Genomic DNA, 19,193 nt, shown 5'->3' on the forward strand with positions numbered 1-19,193 from the left:
TCATCCGCCCCTTCGGGGCACCTTCTCCCGAGGGGAGAAGGGAAAAGCCGAGCCCCTCTCCCCCGGGAGAGGGTTGGGGTGAGGGTAAGGCGAGTAGCGACTCGCTGAGATTGAACACAAGCGACCCGTACCCTCATCCGCCCCTGCGGGGCACCTTCCCCCAAAAAGGGGGCATGGTCCCGATGGGAGAAGGGAATCAAAGCCCCTCTCCCGCCGGGAGAGGGGTTGGGGTGAGGGTCCGACCGCCAGCCAACTCACCCGCAAACCCACCCACTAGCCCGTCGGCCCACCCATCACCGGCAGGATCGCGCCATTGATGTAGCTGGCGGTGATCGGCGAGGCCAGGAACACGTACGCCGGCGACAGCTCCTCCGGCTGCGCCGGGCGTCCCATCGGGTTCTGCTTGCCGAATTCGGCCACGTCCTCCGCAGGCTTGTCGGCGGGATTGAGCGGCGTCCACACCGGCCCCGGCGCGACCGCGTTGACGCGGATGCCGCGCGGCTGCAACTGGCTGGCCAGGGCCATGGTGAAGGCATGGATCGCGCCCTTGGTCGCCGAATAGTCCAGCAGCGACTTGCTGCCGAACAGCCCGGTCTCCGAACCGCTGTTGACGATCGCCGAGCCGCGCTTGAGATGCGGCAGCGCCGCGCGCGCCATGTGGAAATAGCCGGCGATGTTGGTCTGCAAGGTCTCCTGCAGATGTTCCTCGCTCAGGTCCTCCAGCGCATCGCAATGCAACTGGAACGCGGCGTTGTTGACCAGCACATCGAGCCCACCGAAGGCTTTGACGGTCTGCGCCACCGCGTCCTCGCAGAACGCCGGATCCTTCACGTCGCCGGCGATGGTGATGCAGCGGCGGCCTTCGTTCTCGACGTGCTGGCGGGTGACCTGCGCATCCTCGTGTTCGTCCAGGTACAGCACCGCCACATCCGCGCCCTCGCGCGCGAACAGCACCGCCACCGCGCGGCCGATGCCCGAGTCGGCACCGGTCACGATCGCGCTCATGCCGCGCAGCTTGCCGCTGCCCACGTATTCCGGCGCCTCGAAGCGCGGCTGCAGCGCCAGCTCGTGCTCGTTGCCCGGCTTGGCCAGGTGCTGCCTGGGCATGCGCTGCGGCTGCTTGCGCGGCCCGGCCTGGCCGGCGTCGCCCGGCTTGGCGCGCTTGGGCTTGGGCTTGGCGTCGCCGGCATCGACCGCGCGCTGCAGTGCGCGTTGCTGCTGCACGGTCTTGGCGCTGGACGACGCCACGGCGCCACCGCGCTTGGACGGGGCGGACTTGGTGGCGGCAGGACGCTTGCGGGAGGCCATCGGCAATACTCCGGATGCGGGAGGAGGACGCAATCGCGCAGTCCCCCTCGAAGGGAAGGAACGGGCGTCGCTCAGGCGCGGTCGGCGAGACCGCTGACGCCGGCGTGCTGGGCGCAGTGCGCGCAGCAGAACATGCGCTCGCCCGCCTGCACGCCGTGGCCGACGATGCGGCACTCGCAGTGGCTGCAGCGCGGGGCGAAGGCGTGGATGGCGCACTCGAACGAATCGAAGGTACCGCTGCGCGCGCCCTGGGTCAGGGTGAAGGCCTGGTCGTCGTCGTTTCCGCAGACATCGCAGGTGGCCATGATCGGCTCCGGTTGCTGGGGGAATCCCGAGTCTGTCCCCGCCGGCGGCCACGACCGGTGAAACCGCCGGCGCGATCTCTTCATGCGGCGCAAACATGCGCCGCGACAGGCTCGCGCCATCGATCGAAGGAGACGCCCCATGATCCGCCACCCGCTCGCCCGCCTCGCCCCGTTCGCCGCCGTGCTGTTGCTCGGCGCCTGCAGCACCACCCAGGTGGCGCAGGTGCAGCCGATCGACGGGGTCATCTCCGGCCAATGCCATATCGACAAGGTGCGCGGCGCCGTCGGCCTGGCCGCCTCGCGCATGACCGTCGAACGCGCCCGCGTCGACAGCGACAGTCTCAAGGTGCAGGTGGTGAGGAGCAGTGTCAGCGACAACGGCGCCACCGCCAGCGGCGTGGACAGCGCCAACCGCGGCGCGCGCGAGACCGGCGGCGACCGCCTGACCGTCGAGATCGGCCCGACCAACAACATCACTACCGTGTATTGCGGCTGATCCGCGTCGCCGGGCCCGCCCGCCGCGCCCGCGGCGGCGCGGTGCTCAGGCGCGCTTGCGTGCGGGAGTTGCGGTCTTGCGCTTGGCGCGGGTACCGCTGCCCTGCGCGCCCGCCGCAGCGCCCTTGCGCGCAGCACGTGCGCCCTTGCGCAGCGGCGGCGCCTTGGCCGAGCTGCGATCGGCGGCCTTGGCCGCCTTGCGTGCCGCGGTGCGTGCCCGCCCCAGGTACTTCAGCGTGATCAGATCCCACTGCCGTTCGCCGCGCACGCCCTCGCACAGGCCGTGCAGGCGCCCGCAGCGCCAGCCGTCGAATACGCACGGGTCGATATAGGCCTTGCGGCACACCGCCGGGGTGTTGCCGAGCGCCTCGGCCACCTCACGGATCACCGCGTTCTGCGCCTGCGCCAGCGCGCGCTCGCCGCCGGTGTCGGGCAGCGGCAGCGCGGCCAGCCGTTGCAGCGCGGCGCGGGTGCCGCCCCAGGTGCGGAAGTCCTTGGCGGTGAAGCTCTCGCCCATCGCCTCGCGCAGGTAGTCGTTGACCTCGCCGGAGTCCACCGGCTGCAGCTGGCCGTCGTCGTCGCGGTACTGGAACAGCGCCTGCCCCGGCAATTGCTGGCAGCCACGGATCAGCTTGACCAGGTGCACGTCGTCGACCTCGATGTCGTGCTCCTGGCCGCCCTTGCCGCGGAACTGCAGCCGCGCACGGCCGCCCTTCACGAACGCCAGGTGGCGATTGCGCAGCGTGGTCAGGCCGTAGGAGCGGTTGCTGCGCGCGTATTCGGCGTTGCCCACGCGCACCAGGGTCTCGGCCATCAGCGCCACCACCATCGCCAGCACCTTGTCGCGCGGGTAGCCGGGCAGGGCCATGTCGCGGCGCAGGCGCCGGCGCAGCCGCGGCAGGGCCTGGCCGAAGGCGACGATGCGCTCGAACTTGCCGTCGCCGCGCACCTGCGCCCAGTCGGCGTGGTAGCGGTACTGCTTGCGCCGGCGCGCGTCGCGGCCGGTGGCCTGCAGGTGGCCGTTGTCGCGCGTGCAGATCCACACTTCGGTGTAGGCCGGCGGGATCGCCAGTTGGCGGATGCGCTGCAGGGTGGCCGCATCGCGCACCGCGCTGCCGTCCGGCAGACGGTAGCCGAAGCCCTTGCCGGCGCGGCGGCGGACGATGCCCGGCTCCTGATCGCTGACATAGACCAGGCCCGCGCTGCTGGCGGCCTGGCGGGACTGGCGGGCACGCGCCGCCTCGGCCGCGGCGGTGGAACGGGACGCGTTGGACATCGGACCTCCGGAAGCCGGAACCGCGGCCCGCGCCGCCGGTTCCACGAGCATCGATTGTCGGCAGTGCCGCGGCTAGGCCGCGTGAGCGATTGCCGCCTGCGGCATATCGGTCCACCGCTGCGGAAGTACTGCGGTCCTTGTGGGAGGGACTTCAGTCCCGACGCCCGACGCGGTCGGCGCGCCTTGGACATCACGCGTCGCAGCTCAAGTCATTCCCGCAAGGCGTGTCAACGTGCCGGTTAACGCCTGGCGAACGCGCGGTGTCCGATCCTGTCGCCACCGGAACCTGCGCTGCGCCGGCGCCTGCCGTCGCCCGGCGAGACGACGGCAACGCAAAGCGCATCACACGCTCTATGCTTCACCCCTCTTCCCTCCAGCCATAGGAGCCCCGATGAGCAACCTCCTTTCCTCCCGTGCGTCCACGCGTGCCGGCCTGCTCGGCACGGCCTGCCTGGCGCTGGCCCTGGCCGCCTGCGGCGCGCCGCCGCCGGACGAGCAGGAACAGGTGAGCGCCAAGGCCCAGGCCGCCGCGCAGCAGGCCGCCGCGCCGGACCCGGCCAACGCACCGGACGCCCCGCCGGTGGGCACCTGCGATGCCTCGCAGGCGCAGGGCCTGGTCGGCCAGACCTTCGCGCCGGCGCTGCTGGACCAGGCGCGCAGCGACACCGGCGCCAAGACCGCGCGCGTGCTCAAGCCGAACCAGGCAGTGACCATGGAGTTCAACGGCGAACGGCTCAACATCGAGGTCGACGAGAAGAACCAGATCACCGGCGTGCGCTGCGGCTAGGGCCTGTCCTCATTCCCGGGCAGGTCGCGCCACCCTTGCGCGCGCCCGGGGCAAGGAAGTGCGAGGGAGTGGACGTCTGTCCATGACGGGCAATGACACAGTCCCGGGCACGCACAAGGACAGGCCCGGGGGCGCCGCCAGGACGCCCGGCGCGGCGGCGGCGACAGCGCCGCCGCCAGCGCTGAAGTTGCAGGTGTAACGGTGTATTGCGGCACCGCACCAACTATGTTTTAGTCGGGATTCCGGTGACCTCAAGAAGCGCTCCAGGACAGAGCGGGGGCGAGTGTCGCCGCGTTCCTTCGGATCGCTTTCAGAGGCAGACATGGCCCCCCGCAACCGCCACGGGCTCTACGACCCCCAAGACGAGCGCGATGCCTGTGGTTTCGGCATGGTCGCGCAACTCGACGACCAACCTTCGCGGGCACTGGTGGATACCGCCATCGCCGCCCTGTCGCGCATGACCCATCGCGGCGGCGTCGCCGCCGACGGCCTCACCGGCGACGGCTGCGGCCTGCTGATCCGCAAACCCGAGCCGTTCCTGCGCGCGCTGGCGCGCGAGGCCGGCATCGCGGTCGGCGCGCGCTTCGCTGCCGGCAACGTGTTCCTGCCGCGCGACGATGCCGATGCCGCCGCGCGCTGCCGCCAGGTGCTGGAAGAAGAACTGCGCCGCGTCGACGTGCAGCCATGCGGCTGGCGCCTCACCCCCACCGACGATGCGGTGTGCGGGCAACTGGCCAAGGACACCCTGCCGCGCATCGAGCAGGTGTTCGTCGACGCCGGCGCCGAGCAGAGTGAAGACGCGTTCGCCCTGGCCCTGTTCCTGGCCCGCCGCCGCGCCGAGCAGCGCCTGCGCGAGGTCGCCGATTTCTACGTCACCACGCTCTCGCCCAACGGCATCAGCTACAAGGGCATGGTGCTGCCGGACAAGCTCAGCACCTTCTACCCGGACCTGCAGCGCAACGACCTGGCCTCCAGCGCCATCGTGTTCCACCAGCGCTTCTCCACCAACACGCTGCCGCGCTGGCCGCTGGCGCACCCGTTCCGCCTGCTCGCGCACAACGGCGAGATCAACACCATCGAGGGCAACCGGCACTGGGCGCAGGCGCGCAGCAAGGTTTGGAAGACCCCGCGTTTCGACATCGCCGAGCTGGACCCGGTGATCTCGATGCATGGCTCCGATTCGCAGAGCCTGGACAACATGCTCGAGCTGCTGGTCGCCGGCGGCATGGACCTGCTGCAGGCGCTGCGCATCCTGGTGCCGCCGGCCACGCAGTCGCTGGAGTTCAAGGACGCCGACCTGGCCGCCTTCTACGAGTTCTACGGCCTCAACACCGAGCCGTGGGACGGCCCGGCCGGCATCGTCGCCTGCGACGGCCGCTACGCCGCATGCATGCTCGACCGCAACGGCCTGCGCCCGGCGCGCTGGATGCTGACCTCAGACCGGCACTTCCTGGTCGCCTCCGAAGCCGGCGTGTGGGAACTGCCGGCCGAGCGCGTCACCCGCAAGGGCAAGCTCGGCCCCGGCGAGATGATGGCCATCGACCTCAAGCGCGGCGACCTGCTCGATTCGGACGCCATCGACCGCATCAACCGCGGCCGTGCCCCGTACAAGCAATGGCTGCAGCAGGGCGTGACCTACCTGCAGACCGAACTGATCGACCCCTCGCTGGTCGAGGAGCCGTTCGACGAGCGCACCCTGCGCAGCTACCACAAGCTGTTCCAGCTCAGCACCGAGGAAGTGGAGCAGGTGCTGCGGCCGCTGGCCGAGACCGAGCAGGAAGCCACCGGCTCGATGGGCGACGACACGCCGATGGCGGTGCTCAGCCGCCACACCCGGCCGCTGTACGACTACTTCCGCCAGGCCTTCGCCCAGGTCACCAACCCGCCGATCGACCCGCTGCGGGAAGACTGCGTGATGTCGCTGACCACCCAGCTCGGCAAGGAGACCAACATCTTCCATGCCGGCCCGGAGACGGTGAACCACGTCATCCTCAACTCGCCGGTGCTCAGCCAGCGCAAGCTGCGGCAGTTGCTGAAGATGCCGCAGTACCTGACCCGCAATGCGCAGATCGACCTGTCCTACAGCGTCGAGGAAGGCCTGGAAGCCGGGCTCAAGCGCATCTGCGCCGAGGCCGAACAGGCCGCGCGCGACGGCAAGGTCATGCTGCTGCTGACCGACCGCTACCCGGTGCCGGAGCGGCCCATGGCGCATGCGCTGCTGGCCACCGGCGCGGTGCACCACCACCTCTCGCGGGTGGGCCTGCGCTGCGACGTCAACCTGATCATCGAGACCGGCACCGCGCGCGATCCGCACCACATGGCCTGCCTGCTCGGCTTCGGCGCCACCGCGGTGTATCCGTACCTGGCCTATCAGACCCTGTTCGACCTGGGCCGGCGCGGCATCCTGCTGCTCAAGAGCGGCGGCGAGCAGACCCAGATCGGCCGCAAGTACCGCAAGGGCATCTACAAGGGCCTGTCCAAGATCATCTCCAAGATGGGCATCTGCACCATCGCCAGCTATCGCGGCGCGCAGCTGTTCGAGATCGTCGGGCTGGATCCGGACGTGGTGGCGCTGTGCTTCCCGGACACCGCCGCGCGCATCGGCGGCGTCGGCCTGGCGCGGCTGGACACCGAGGCGCGGCAGCTGGCCGCGCGCGCCTGGAACGACCTGCTCAAGCCGGAAGTGGGCGGCCTGCTCAAGTACGTGCACGGCGGCGAGTACCACATGTACAACCCGGACGTGGTGCTGACCCTGCAGCGCGCCACCCGCAGCGGCCTGCAGGCCGACTGGGACGCCTACGCCGCCGCGGTGCACGGGCGCCCGGCCTCGGCCCTGCGCGACCTGCTGGAACTCAAGCGCGCTGAGACGCCGACGCCGCTGGACGAGGTGGCGCCGGCCGAGGACCTGCTGCGTCGCTTCGACACCGCCGCGATCAGCCTCGGCGCGCTGTCGCCGGAGGCGCACGAGGCGCTGGCGATCGCGATGAACCGCCTCGGCGGGCGCAGCAACTCCGGCGAAGGCGGCGAAGACCCGGCGCGCTACGGCACCGAGAAGCGCTCCAAGATCAAGCAGGTGGCGTCCGGCCGCTTCGGCGTCACCCCCGAATACCTGGTCAACGCCGAGGTGCTGCAGATCAAGGTCGCGCAGGGCGCCAAGCCCGGCGAAGGCGGCCAGTTGCCCGGGCACAAGGTCAACGAACTGATCGCGCGGCTGCGCTACGCCAAGCCGGGCATCGGCCTGATCTCGCCGCCGCCGCACCACGACATCTACTCGATCGAAGACCTGGCGCAGCTGATCTACGACCTCAAGCAGGTCAATCCGAGCGCGCTGGTGTCGGTCAAGCTGGTCAGCCATGCCGGCGTGGGCACCATCGCCGCCGGCGTGGTCAAGGCCGGCGCCGACCTGATCACCGTGTCCGGCCACGACGGCGGCACCGGCGCCAGCCCGGTCAGCTCGATCCGCTACGCCGGCGTGCCGTGGGAACTGGGCGTGGCCGAGTCGCACCAGGCGCTGGTCGCCAACGACCTGCGCGCGCGCACCATCCTGCAGACCGACGGCGGCCTGAAGACCGGCCTGGACGTGGTCAAGGCCGCGATCCTGGGCGCGGACAGCTTCGGCTTCGGCACCGGGCCGATGATCGTGCTCGGCTGCAAGTACCTGCGCATCTGCCACCTCAACAACTGCGCCACCGGCGTGGCCACCCAGGACGAGCGCCTGCGCGCCAACCACTTCGTCGGCCTGCCCGAGCGCGTGGAGAACTTCTTCCGGCTGCTGGCCGAGGAAGTGCGGCAGTGGCTGTCGTACCTGGGCGTGCGCTCGCTGGACGAGATCGTCGGCCGCACCGAGCTGCTGCAGCAACTGGACATCTGCCCGCGCGAAGGCGTGCGCGTGGACCTGTCACGGCTGCTCAAGGACGTGCGCCACGATGGCGGCCACTGCGCCGCGCAGCGCCTGTACGAATCGCCGGACAGCCTGGCCACGCAGATGGATGGCCTGCTCGCCGACGCCATTGCGCACAAGCGCGGCGGCGACCATCGCTTCCTGATCCACAACACCGACCGTTCGATCGGCGCGCGCCTGTCCGGCGCCATCGCCCGCGTCCACGGCAACCATGGCATGGACGATGCGCCGCTGACCCTGCGCTTCCGCGGCTCGGCCGGGCAGAGCTTCGGCGCGTTCAACGCCGGCGGCCTGCACCTGGAACTGGAAGGCGAGGCGAACGACTACGTCGGCAAGGGCATGGCCGGCGGCCGCCTGGTGGTGCGTCCGCCGCGCGGCGCGCGTTTCGAGGCGCGCAGCACCGCGATCATCGGCAACACCTGCCTGTACGGCGCCACCGGTGGCGAGCTGTACGCCGCCGGCCGTGCCGGCGAACGCTTCGCGGTGCGCAACTCCGGCGCGCTGGCGGTGATCGAGGGCGCCGGCGACCACTGCTGCGAATACATGACCGACGGCATCGTGCTGGTGCTGGGCAAGGTCGGCCTGAACTTCGGCGCCGGCTTCACCGGCGGCCTGGCCTACGTGCTCGACGTGGACCGCGACTTCGTCGACCGCTACAACCACGAACTGATCGACATCCACCGCATCTCCGCCGAAGGCTTCGAGAGCCACCGCCAGCACCTGCACAAGCTGATCAGCCGCCACCGCGAACTGACCGGCAGCATCTGGGCGCAGCAGATCCTCGACGAATTCCGCGACTACGTCGGCAAGTTCTGGCTGGTCAAACCGAAGGCGGCGAGCATCGAGTCGTTGACTGAGTCGCTGAGGCGCGCCGCTTGATGGCGGCGCGCCGGGAATCGGGAATGGTAAAAGCCCGGCTCCCCCAGTTTCCGATCGCGCGCGCAGATTCGCTTTTGCCATTCCCCATTCCCCATTCCCGGTTCCCCACACCATGAGCCGCAAGCACGCCTTCCAGTTCCTCGACCTGCCCCGGCAGATGCCGCAACGCATTCCGGTGGAACTGCGCACCTCCGGCGACTGGAACGAGCTGTACGGCAAGTTCGACAAGGCCGATGCGCAGTACCAGGCCGGGCGCTGCCTGGATTGCGGCAACCCGTACTGCAGTTGGAAGTGCCCGGTGCACAACGCCATCCCGCAGTGGCTGCAGCTGGTGCAGGAGAACCGCATCGAGGAGGCCGCGGCGCTGTGCCACAGCACCAATCCGCTGCCGGAGGTGTGCGGCCGGGTGTGCCCGCAGGACCGCCTGTGCGAAGGCAGCTGCACGCTGGAGGAATTCGGCGCGGTCACCATCGGCGCGGTGGAGAAGTACATCGTCGATACCGCGCTCAACAACGGCTGGCGCCCGGACCTGAGCCAGGTCGAGCCCACCGGCAAGCGCGTGGCGGTCATCGGCGCCGGCCCGGCGGGGCTCAGCTGCGCCGACCGCCTGGCCCGTGCCGGCATCCAGGCGGTGGTGTACGACCGCTACGAGCAGATCGGCGGACTGCTGCAGTTCGGCATCCCCAGCTTCAAGCTGGACAAGAGCGTGATCGGCAAGCGCCGCGACGTGCTCGAAGGCATGGGTGTGCAGTTCCGCCTGGGCGTGGAGATCGGCCGCGACGTGAGCCTGGAGCAGTTGCTCGAGGAGTACGACGCGGTGTTCCTTGGCACCGGCGCCTACCGCTACACCGACGGCGGCCTGCCCGGCCAGGACCTGCCCGGCGTGCTGCCGGCACTGCCGTTCCTGGTGCAGAACAGCCGCATCGTCGGCGGCAACGATCCCTGGGGCCGGCCGATCGCCGGCTGGGAAGACAAGATCGCGCTGCCCGACCTGAGCGGCAAGCGCGTGGTGGTGCTGGGCGGCGGCGATACCGGCATGGACTGCGTGCGCAGCGCGATCCGCCTGGGCGCGGCCAAGGTCACCTGCGCCTACCGCCGCGACGAGGCCAACATGCCCGGCTCGGCGCGCGAGGTGGCCAATGCGCGCGAGGAAGGTGTGCGCTTCCTGTTCAACCGCCAGCCGCTGGCGGTGGAAGCCGATGCCGCCGGCAACCTGGCCGGCGTGCGCGTGGTGCAGACCCGGCTCGGCGAGCCGGATGCGCGCGGGCGCCAGGCCGCGGTGCCGGTGGAAGGCAGCGAATCGCTGCTGGACGCGGACGTGGTCATCATCGCCTTCGGCTTCTCGCCCAGCGTGCCGGACTGGCTGGCGGCGCAAGGCGTGGAAGGTACCGCCAACGGCCGCATCCTCGCCGGCGGCAGCGAGCCCGACGGCAGCGGCCGCCTGCCGTACCAGACCACCAACCCGAAACTGTTCGCCGGCGGCGACGCCGTGCGCGGCGCCGACCTGGTGGTGACTGCGGTGGCCGAAGGCCGCGACGCGGCAGCCAGCATCGCCGAATGGATCGGCAACCGCCTGCCGGTGACGACCCAGGCTGCGGCCTGAGCGACGCTGCGAGGCTGCTGCAGCGTTCGGTTAGTTCGGCGACGACGACGGCAATACTTGCTCGACTGGGCGATGCGACCTTCGACCGCATCGCGAACCGCTGCGCTCCGCATTCGCCGAAAGTCGAGGTCGCCTGGAGCGGCCGGCCTCCAGCCACGTCGCCAGCGCCAGCGCTGGCCTCGGCATGGACCTCGTCGAACGCTACCGCCTCGGCACCACCGCCGCCGGCAGCGATCGCCTTCAACGCCACCACCGCCGCGGCGCAGGTAGCGTCGCCGGCCTCTAGCGAACACCTTCTCCAGCGCTCGTCCTTCGTCGCGTGCCCAACCTGGCGCGGCGGCGACGGACGCATGGCCGCGACCTCGATCACGCCGCTGCCGACGGGTGCACCACGCACCTGATGTGACGCCGCCGACGTCCGCGCGCAGCGTGTCCGCGCCAGGTGAATGCCGGGCTAACACGGGTGCGTGCAGGCTGGCGATCACGGGGGCGATCCTTGCACGCTTGCGCCTGCCGTCCCGCACTCCCCCGAGCGGGCGGCGCTCCCCCTTCACTCCAGGAAGCTCCCCCATGTCGCTTTCCTCGTCGTGTTCCCCGCGCTGGCGTTTCCTGCCGCTGGCACTGCTGCTCGCCACCGTCGCCTGCAACGCCGCCGCCGAAGGCCGCAGCGTGCTCAAGTACGCCGGCGTCAACCTGTCCGGCGCCGAGTTCAACTCCGGCAAGAAGCCCGGTGTGCTGTACAAGGACTACACCTACCCGACCGCCGGCGACTACAGCTACTTCGCCAGCAAGGGCATGAACACCATCCGCCTGCCGTTCCTGTGGGAGCGCCTGCAGCCCACCGCCAAGGGCGAGTTCGACCCGGCGCAACTGGCGCTGTTGAAGAAGGCGGTGGAGCAGGCCAAGGCCAACCACCTGTACCTGATCCTGGACCCGCACAATTACGCCAAGTACAACGGCGCGCTGGTCGGCAGCGAGGGCGCCCCGGACGAGGTGTTCGCCGACCTGTGGCGGCGCCTGGCCAAGGAGTTCAAGAGCGACGACCACGTCATCTTCGGGCTGATGAACGAGCCCAACGCAGTCTCCTCGACCGACTGGGCCAGCGCGGCGCAGGCGGCGATCGACGCCATCCGCAAGGCCGGCGCCAACAACCTGATCCTGGTGCCGGGCACCGCCTACACCGGCGCGCACAGCTGGCGCAGCACGGCCTACGGCACGCCGAACGCGGTTGCCCTGCAGCCGCTGAAGGATCCGCGCAACCGCATGGCGTTCGAAGCGCACCAGTACCTGGACCGCGACAACAGCGGCACCAAGGGCGAGTGCGTCAGCGCCACCGCCGGCGCCGAGAAGCTGGCCGGCTTCGTCAGCTGGTTGCGCGAGAACAAGAAGGTCGGCTTCATCGGCGAGTTCGCCACCGCGAATACGCCCACCTGCAATCAGGCGCTGGAGAACATGCTCAGCTACATGCAGAAGAACGACGACGTGATTCTCGGTTGGACCTGGTGGGCCGCAGGTGCGTGGTGGAAGCCCGACTATCCGTTCAACGTGCAGCCCGGCAAGGACGGCAGCGAGAAGCCGCAGATGGAGATCCTGTCCAAGTACGCGCGCGAGATCACCGGCAAGAAATGAGCCGTCGCTGCCGGCGCCGCGTGTCGGCAACGCGGCAACACGCCATGCAACGTGTGCGACGCGCACGCCTGGCATAGCACATGCAGCGCGATCCAGTACCGGTTCGCGCTGCCAATCGCCGCACAGATCCATGCATGCGCGCACGCAGCGCATCGCCTCGTCCTCGGCAATGCACTACGGTGTCCGCACACCGTAGTCATCAGCCCGGCCTGGCATCTCCTCGGCCGGGTTCCCCCTCTGATGCCGAAGGAGACTCACCATGATCGCGCGCACCTTGCGGCGGCGGTCGCGGCACGCCTGGCGTGCCGCGCTGCTGCTGTGCCTATCCGTTCCGCTGTCGTCGCTGCAGGCGCAGCAGGCGCTGCGCTTCGCCGGCGTCAACCTGTCCGGTGCCGAGATCGCGCCGTCGAAGATCCCCGGCATCGTCGGAGTCGACTACACCTATCCGCGCAGCAGCGACTACACCTACTTCGCCGGCAAGGGCATGAACCTGCTGCGCCTGCCGGTGCGCTGGGAACGCCTGCAGCCGCAACCGCGCGGCCCGCTCGACGCCGCGCAACTGGCGCTGATCGACGACGCCGTGCAGCAGGCCAAGGCGCAGGGCATGTACGTGATCGTGGACATCCACAACTACGCGCGCCGCGACGGCCGCCTCATCGGCAGCAGCGGCCTGCCGGTCGCCGCCTTCGTCGACCTGTGGCAGCGTCTGGCACGCGCCTACGGCAGCGACAATGCGGTGGTGTTCGGGCTGATGAACGAGCCGCACGGCATCACCCCGGCCGTGTGGGCCTCCGCCGCACAGGCCGCGGTCGATGCGATCCGCGCCACCGGCGCCAGCAACCTGATCCTGGTGCCGGGCGCACTGTGGACCGGCGCGCATAGCTGGTACACGCCAGTGGACGACACCTCGAACGCCAGCGCGCTGGCCACGCTGCACGACCCGCTGCAGCGCATGGCGATCGAAGTGCACCAGTACCTGGACGCCGATTCCAGCGGCACCAGCCCGGTCTGCGTGAGCGACGACATTGGCGTCCAACGCCTGCGCGCCTTCACCGACTGGCTGCAGCAGACCGGCCATCTCGGCTTTCTCGGCGAATTCGCTGCCGCCGACACTCCCACCTGCCGGCGCGCGCTGGACGGCATGCTGGCCGACATCGCGCAGCACCCGACGCTGTGGCTGGGCTGGAGCTATTGGGCCGGCGGCGCCTGGTGGCGCGCCGACTATCCGTTCAACGTGCAGCCCGACGCCGACGGCCACGACCGTCCGCAGATGGCGATCCTCGCGCCCTGGGCGCAGCGCATCACGCGCTGAGCGCGGCGCCATGCGTGACAACGCCGTGGCGCACGCCGACAACTAGGCACCTCCAAGTCACGTCGTGACATGTTCTGCGAGGGACGGCGCGCGCCCTTTCACGGGCTCAGCGGCAGCGGGCTTTTGCCTGGGCACGCGCCGTTGCGGATTTAAGCCTCTCCTACAGAGCAACGTGCATCCGCCGGGTTGTACACAAGCAGGTGATTGAAGGTGCCCGCATGGCGTGCGACGTGCAATGCGTCGCATATTTCCGATGACCATGATCGCTCTGGCATGGCGGTTGCAGCGTGGTGCACGGCCGCGCACGCCGCATCGCGGCGGCGCCTGCCGCTCTTTCCCCACGAAGGATCCGTCATGCCACGCAGTTCCCGTTTTTTCCGCTCTCCGCAATGGCGGCAGCGTGCCGCGCTGTGCCTGCTCCTGGCCGCCTGCGCGCCGTTCGCCCACGCGCAGCAGACGCTGCGCTATGCCGGCATCAACCTGGCCGGCGCCGAGTTCAACTCGGCGAAGAAGCCCGGCGTGCTGTTCAAGGACTATGTGTATCCCACCGACGCCGACTATGCGTACACCGCGACGCAGGGCATGAACATCGTGCGCCTGCCGTTCCTGTGGGAGCGGCTGCAGCCGCAGGCCAACGGCCCGCTCGACCCCGCGCAACTCGACGCGCTGCGCACCGCGGTCGAACGCGCCAGGCGCTACAACCTGCAACTGATCCTGGACGTGCACAACTACGCCAAGTACGACGGCGTGCGCATCGGCGGCGACGCGGTACCGGCGGCGGCGCTGGCCGATCTGTGGCGGCGCCTGGCGCTGGTGTTCGGCAACGATGCCAGCGTGGCATTCGGGCTGATGAACGAGCCCAACGGCCTCGCCTCCGGCGATTGGGCGGCCATCGCGCAGGCGTCGATCGATGCGATCCGTGGCACCGGCGCCGACAACCTGCTCCTGGTGCCAGGCACCGCCTTCAGCGGCGCGCACAGCTGGAACAGCACCTGGTACGGCGTGTCCAACGCGCAGGGCTTGCTGACGGTCCACGACCCCGCCGGCAACCTGGCATTCGAAGTGCATCAGTACCTGGATCCCGACTCCTCCGGCACCAGCGCCGCCTGCGTCAGCACCAGCATCGGTGCGGAACGCCTGCAAGGGTTCACCCAATGGCTGCGCGCCAACGGCTATCGCGGCTTCCTCGGCGAGTTCGGCGGCAGTAGCGACCCCACCTGCCTGGCGGCGCTCGACACCATGCTCGGCTACGTCCACGACAACGGCGACGTCTGGCTGGGCTGGACCGCCTGGGCCGGCGGCGCGTGGTGGCGCAGCGACTACGCGTTCAACCTGCAGCCGGACAAGAGCGGCGCCGACAAGCCGCAGATGGACGTGCTGGCGGTGCGCGCGCAGCAGGTCACGCAGTGACAGCGGCAGGGCCGGCATGCGCAGCAGCGGTCCGGCGATCGCGCGGCGATTGAGTCGACACCGCGATCGGGCGCAGACTGTCGCACCTCTTCCGCACGGATCGACGCATGCGCCTGGGCCTGGCCGCCAACCGACTGCACCACCAGGGCAAGGATGCCGCGCTGTTCCGCTGGCTGCGTGCCAGCGAGGCCGGCATCCGCGAGTTGCAGCTCGGCCTGCACGCGGTCGGCCGCACCCACGAGGCGATCATCCGGGCCGGTCTGCTGGCCGGCCATGCCGGCCTCAAGCGCTACCCGTTCGGCCGCGAGGGCGGACTGATGAAGCTGGTGGCCGAAGTCGTCGGACTGGAAGGCGCCGAACGGACCCTCGACGGCGCCATCTACCTGATCGATCCGGTCGACCCGTCCTCGATCTTCCCCGAGGCGATCGCGCTCAAGCGCCAGTGCGTGATCCACGGCAAGCCGTTCATTTCCACCGTAGCCAGCGCCCGCGATTGGGTGGAGATGGAGCGCGTCCACGCCGGGCTGGCCGCCGACGCCGGCGCCGACGACCTGTACGCGCTGCAGCGGCAGACCCTGGCGCTGATCGCGCACGATGCAATGAAACCGCAGATGTTGGCCTTCGCCAGCGAACATTTCGATCTGCTGTCGCGCTTCGCCGAGCGCGTGGCCACCGGCACCACCGGGCAGCGGCTCAACGAACTGGCCTGGAGTCGCGGCTGGCCGCAGGGCCAGGCGTGGGTGCACCGCTATCAGAGCGGCCCGATGGGCGGCGACGCGCAGATCGCCGATCGCGTGCTGGAACGGCGCTGCCACCGCGCGATCTTCTTCGAGGATCCGCACGTCGCGCGTCAGCACGAGGCCGACATCCAACTGCTGGAACGCGCGGTGACCACGGTCACCGACAGCGCCGTGTGCATCACCTCGCCGGCGATCGCCGCGCGCTGGGCGCAGGCCGCCGCACGCCGGCTCGCATCGGCCTGAGGCTTTCGACGCGCGCGATCGCGCTGCGCGCGGACCGCTGACAGGACAGGCCGCGACGCCGCGTTGTCGTGCGTGACCATGCGCACAGTCACTGCGATGTCACGCCGATCGCCAACACTGCCGCGCCTGTCCAGATCCCAGGGGGGATCCCATGTTGCGTTTCACCCTGCGCCTGCTGCTGCTCGGCGCAGCAGCGCTGTGCGCGCTGCCGTCCGCGTCCGCGCAACCGGCCGAGCGCTTGCGCGTACACGGCTCCAACAGCCTCGGCGCGCGGCTGATGCCTGCGCTGGTGGAAGCCTGGCTGCAGAGCATGGGCTACCGGCAACTGCAACGTCGTCGCGTCGATGCGACGACGCTGGAGATCGCCGCGGTGCGCGACGATGCGCCGCTGGTGGTCGAGATCGCCGGCACCGGCTCGGCCGCCGGCATCGCCGACCTGGTGCATGGCGACGCCGAGCTGGCGATGCTGGCGCGTCAGCCCGATGCGCGCGAACGCGAGGCCGCCTGGCAACTCGGCGACCTGGGCTCGCCGGACCAACAGTTCGTCGTCGCCCTGGATGGCGCGCGGGTGCTGGTCGCCGCCGACAACCCCATCGCCACGCTGAGCGTCGCGCAGCTGCGCGACATCCTGAGCGGCCGGACCACGCGCTGGTCGCAACTCGGCGGCGCGGACCTGCCGATCGCGCTGCACCGCAGTGCCATCCCCGGCGGTCTCGACGACTTCCTGCGCGAACGCCTGGGGCTGCCGGCGGTGCGCATGCCGGGGAACGTCCTGCATGCCGACCTGGCCGAGGCGGCACGCGCCGTCGTCGGCCATTCCGACGCACTGGCGATCGTCGGGTTGACCACGCCGGTGCCGGCCGGCACACGTGCGCTGGCCATCGCCGACGGCGGTATCGCGGTGCTCCCGACGGCAGCAGCCGTGCGCGGCGAGGACTATCCCTTGGTCCAGCGCTATAGCCTGTACGGCGGCCAGATGATGTCGGCGCTCGGCCGCAGCCTGGCCCTGTACGCCCTCGGTCCGCAGGCGCAACAGCTGGTGCGCCGGCTTGGCCCGATTTCCATGGCGATCGACGTCGATCCGGCCACGCCGCAGAGCGGCGCCACCGCTGCCCGCGCGGACGCTAGCTACGCGCAGGCCAGCACCGGCGCCCGGCGCCTGACCACCACGCTGCGTTTCAGCCTGCAGTCGCTCAATGGCATGTACGAAGCGCGCAGCGCCCAGGATCTCGACCGATTGGTCGCCCTCATGCAACAGCCGGCGATGCACGGCCGCGCCCTGGCGGTGATCGGCTTCGCCACACCGGACAGCGCCAACCGGCTGTACCCGACCATCGCCAGCAACGATCGCGCCGACGTCGTCGCCGCCTACCTGGTGCAACGCGGTGTCGCCGTGGAACGGGTACGTGGTCTCGGCGCACTGCATCCGCTGATCGGCGGCGAAGACGCCGCTGCCAAGGCGCGCAACGAGCGCGTCGAACTGTGGTTGCTGGATCGGGCGCGATAGGGCAGTCGGAGCGTGGTTGCGGCCGGTTGGGCACGACATCGCTCGGCCGCTCGTCCCCCTCGGAACTTTTCCCCCGAAAAGCAGGCCGTGGTCCGGGGAGGAGAAGGGAAGCCAAAGCCCCTCTCCCGTCGGGAGAGGGGTTGGGGTGAGGGTACGCAGCGCGAAGCGCCCTCGCCGGCGGAAGATGGGAGGTTAGCGAGTTTTCAGGCATTGCCAGCCGCGCGCGCGTGACGCCGCGCTGGCGCCGATACGACCCGTCGCCATCCGCGCATCGGCGAGCGCATGTGGGCGACCGTGCTCCCGGACTCGGGCCATCCGGCGTTCACCGCATCGCGCCTACAGTCGCCCGACACCCTCGCCAGCGCTTCCGGAGATCGCCATGCTTCGCTCATCGCACGCCGTTCTCGGCGTGGTGCTTGCCGGACTCCTGCTGACCCATAGCACGCCTGCCGCCGCGGTGCAGCGGCTGTGGCCGACCGCGGAGCAATGGCAACAGTTGCACGCGTCGGCTGCCACCGATCCGGCCTGGCGGCAGGTCGAGGCGGCGCAGGCCCGGCTGGCCGAGATGGCACGCACGCAGGGCGCGCATCCGCTCGAGAATCTGAGCACCGGCGGCCGCCTGCGCGGCGATCCAGTGAAGGCGGCGACCGAAACCAGCCTGGGCGACATGCCGCGCATCCAGGCGCTGGCGCTGCGCTACGCCCTGGACGGCGAGCGCGCCGACGCGCTGGCCGCCGGCGACCAGCTCGCGCAATGGGCCGCGCGCAATGTGCCCAACGGCAACCCGATCGACGAGACCGGGCTGGAACCGGCGATCTTCGCCTACCGCATCGTCCGCCCGACGTTGCCGGACGCGCAACGCCGCGCCATCGATGCATGGATGCGAAAGATCGCCGATGCCGAAATCGGCTCGCGCGATCTCAAGCGCAAGACCGCCACCAACAACTGGCACAGCCATCGGCTGAAGACCGTGGGCATGATCGGCGCCGCGCTCGACGACACCCGGCTACTGGACTACGCCCGCACCGGCTTTCGTCAGCAGATCGCAGACAACCTGTTGCCCGACGGCCGCAGCATCGACTTCGTCGAGCGCGATGCGCTGTCCTACCACGTCTACGACCTGCGTCCGCTGGTGACGCTGGCACTGCTGTTCTCCGAGCGCGGCGAGGATCTGTACCACTGGCGCGCGCCGAACGGCGCATCGCTGGCGCGCAGCGTCGACTGGCTGCTGCCGTATCTGCGCGGCGATCGCAGCCACGCGGAGTTCGTGGGCAGCCAGGTGCCGTTCGACAAGGCGCGCTCGGACAACGGGGAAGCGGGCCACGTGATCGGCAAGCCGTATGCCGCGGAGGGGGCGGAATCGCTGTTGGTGCTTGCTGCGGCCTACGATCCGGCGTGCGTGCAACTGGCGCGGCAACTCGGACACGGGACGCCACCCTGGCGCCTGGCGATCAGCACATTGCCCGATTTACCGCGCTAGCTTCCGTCGACTCCGACGGCATCAGAGTGCCGGTACTCAGCCACGGCATCACGGAGGGTCCGCGACACGACAGGTCTCGATGCGAGCCATCGCACATCACATCGCGCGGCACAGCGGCGCGGGAGGTGGTCGAGCGGTTTGGCCTTATCAGCCCATGCGGGGCACCTTCCTCCGCAAAGAGGGCCATGGTCCCGGCGGAAGAAGGAAGAACCGAGCCCCTCTCCCGCCGGGAGAGGGGTTGGGGTGAGGGTAGGGCGCGCAGCCCATCGCCTGCGCGCGTGGTGTTGGTTTTTCGCACGCGCAATAAAAAATCCCCGT

The 19,193-nt window shown here is 70.1% G+C and carries 12 protein-coding genes and 1 pseudogene; 10 read left to right on the forward strand and 3 right to left on the reverse strand.

The genetic code is table 11. From position 1 onward, the window contains the following. Positions 1 to 273 precede the first annotated feature (273 nt). Together CEK65_RS07535 and CEK65_RS07540 are read right to left on the reverse strand one after the other, a co-directional pair. Positions 274 to 1,308: an SDR family oxidoreductase gene (locus CEK65_RS07535; RefSeq protein WP_152181283.1), complete on the reverse strand. Its 1,035-nt coding sequence runs from the start codon at positions 1,306 to 1,308 to the stop codon at positions 274 to 276. A gap of 71 nt (positions 1,309 to 1,379) precedes the next feature. Continuing rightward, complete coding sequence (locus tag CEK65_RS07540; RefSeq protein WP_148829819.1) at positions 1,380 to 1,613, reverse strand: hypothetical protein; 234 nt, start codon at positions 1,611 to 1,613, stop codon at positions 1,380 to 1,382. Between the two features lie 139 nt (positions 1,614 to 1,752). Here CEK65_RS07540 and CEK65_RS07545 point away from each other — a divergent pair, with 139 nt between their 5' ends. Next, positions 1,753 to 2,109, forward strand: coding sequence for a hypothetical protein (locus tag CEK65_RS07545; protein ID WP_152181284.1), 357 nt, complete (start codon positions 1,753 to 1,755; stop codon positions 2,107 to 2,109). A gap of 45 nt (positions 2,110 to 2,154) precedes the next feature. Here the strand turns inward: CEK65_RS07545 and CEK65_RS07550 are convergent. Further along, positions 2,155 to 3,333: pseudogene (locus CEK65_RS07550) on the reverse strand (DNA topoisomerase IB); the annotation flags it as partial. A gap of 442 nt (positions 3,334 to 3,775) precedes the next feature. On the opposite strand from CEK65_RS07550, the gene CEK65_RS07555 reads away from it, so the two are divergent. The 9 genes from CEK65_RS07555 to CEK65_RS07595 all read left to right on the forward strand — a co-directional run bounded on the left by CEK65_RS07555 (position 3,776) and on the right by CEK65_RS07595 (position 18,875). After that, positions 3,776 to 4,171, forward strand: coding sequence for an I78 family peptidase inhibitor (locus tag CEK65_RS07555; protein WP_148829055.1), 396 nt, complete (start codon positions 3,776 to 3,778; stop codon positions 4,169 to 4,171). A gap of 322 nt (positions 4,172 to 4,493) precedes the next feature. Then, complete coding sequence (gene gltB / locus CEK65_RS07560) at positions 4,494 to 8,951, forward strand: glutamate synthase large subunit (protein WP_152181286.1); 4,458 nt, start codon at positions 4,494 to 4,496, stop codon at positions 8,949 to 8,951. Between the two features lie 112 nt (positions 8,952 to 9,063). Further along, entirely contained in the window at positions 9,064 to 10,554 is a 1,491-nt protein-coding gene (locus CEK65_RS07565) for an FAD-dependent oxidoreductase (protein ID WP_152181287.1), read from the forward strand. A gap of 570 nt (positions 10,555 to 11,124) precedes the next feature. Further along, positions 11,125 to 12,183: a glycoside hydrolase family 5 protein gene (locus tag CEK65_RS07570; protein ID WP_152181288.1), complete on the forward strand. Its 1,059-nt coding sequence runs from the start codon at positions 11,125 to 11,127 to the stop codon at positions 12,181 to 12,183. A gap of 259 nt (positions 12,184 to 12,442) precedes the next feature. Further along, the gene (locus tag CEK65_RS07575; RefSeq protein WP_152181289.1) at positions 12,443 to 13,495 is read left to right on the forward strand and encodes a glycoside hydrolase family 5 protein; all 1,053 of its coding nucleotides are present in this window, start codon (positions 12,443 to 12,445) and stop codon (positions 13,493 to 13,495) included. Between the two features lie 354 nt (positions 13,496 to 13,849). After that, a complete protein-coding gene (locus CEK65_RS07580) occupies positions 13,850 to 14,905 on the forward strand; it encodes a glycoside hydrolase family 5 protein (protein WP_152181290.1) in 1,056 nt (351 codons plus the stop codon). A 107-nt stretch (positions 14,906 to 15,012) separates the two neighbouring features. After that, positions 15,013 to 15,888 carry a methylglyoxal synthase gene (locus tag CEK65_RS07585; RefSeq protein WP_017909726.1) on the forward strand — a complete coding sequence of 292 codons (876 nt, stop codon included), beginning with the start codon at positions 15,013 to 15,015 and terminating at the stop codon, positions 15,886 to 15,888. 151 nt (positions 15,889 to 16,039) lie between these two features. Beyond that, positions 16,040 to 17,395, forward strand: coding sequence for a substrate-binding domain-containing protein (locus CEK65_RS07590; RefSeq protein ID WP_152181291.1), 1,356 nt, complete (start codon positions 16,040 to 16,042; stop codon positions 17,393 to 17,395). 379 nt (positions 17,396 to 17,774) lie between these two features. Beyond that, positions 17,775 to 18,875 carry an alginate lyase family protein gene (locus tag CEK65_RS07595; protein WP_152181292.1) on the forward strand — a complete coding sequence of 367 codons (1,101 nt, stop codon included), beginning with the start codon at positions 17,775 to 17,777 and terminating at the stop codon, positions 18,873 to 18,875. The last annotated feature ends 318 nt before the right edge of the window (positions 18,876 to 19,193 follow it).

It is taken from the genome of Xanthomonas sp. LMG 12459 (genome assembly GCF_009192905.1).
In the GTDB taxonomy this organism is placed as follows: domain Bacteria; phylum Pseudomonadota; class Gammaproteobacteria; order Xanthomonadales; family Xanthomonadaceae; genus Xanthomonas_A; species Xanthomonas_A sontii.

Coding starts and splice junctions, on each gene's coding strand:
- CEK65_RS07585 (WP_017909726.1), top strand. CDS start 15,013: ATGCGCCTGGGCCTGGCCGCCAACCGACTGCACCACCAGGGCAAGGAT.
- CEK65_RS07580 (WP_152181290.1), top strand. CDS start 13,850: ATGCCACGCAGTTCCCGTTTTTTCCGCTCTCCGCAATGGCGGCAGCGT.
- CEK65_RS07590 (WP_152181291.1), top strand. CDS start 16,040: ATGTTGCGTTTCACCCTGCGCCTGCTGCTGCTCGGCGCAGCAGCGCTG.
- CEK65_RS07565 (WP_152181287.1), top strand. CDS start 9,064: ATGAGCCGCAAGCACGCCTTCCAGTTCCTCGACCTGCCCCGGCAGATG.
- CEK65_RS07555 (WP_148829055.1), top strand. CDS start 3,776: ATGAGCAACCTCCTTTCCTCCCGTGCGTCCACGCGTGCCGGCCTGCTC.
- CEK65_RS07545 (WP_152181284.1), top strand. CDS start 1,753: ATGATCCGCCACCCGCTCGCCCGCCTCGCCCCGTTCGCCGCCGTGCTG.
- CEK65_RS07595 (WP_152181292.1), top strand. CDS start 17,775: ATGCTTCGCTCATCGCACGCCGTTCTCGGCGTGGTGCTTGCCGGACTC.
- CEK65_RS07570 (WP_152181288.1), top strand. CDS start 11,125: ATGTCGCTTTCCTCGTCGTGTTCCCCGCGCTGGCGTTTCCTGCCGCTG.
- CEK65_RS07575 (WP_152181289.1), top strand. CDS start 12,443: ATGATCGCGCGCACCTTGCGGCGGCGGTCGCGGCACGCCTGGCGTGCC.
- gltB (WP_152181286.1), top strand. CDS start 4,494: ATGGCCCCCCGCAACCGCCACGGGCTCTACGACCCCCAAGACGAGCGC.
- CEK65_RS07535 (WP_152181283.1), bottom strand. CDS start 1,308: ATGGCCTCCCGCAAGCGTCCTGCCGCCACCAAGTCCGCCCCGTCCAAG.
- CEK65_RS07540 (WP_148829819.1), bottom strand. CDS start 1,613: ATGGCCACCTGCGATGTCTGCGGAAACGACGACGACCAGGCCTTCACC.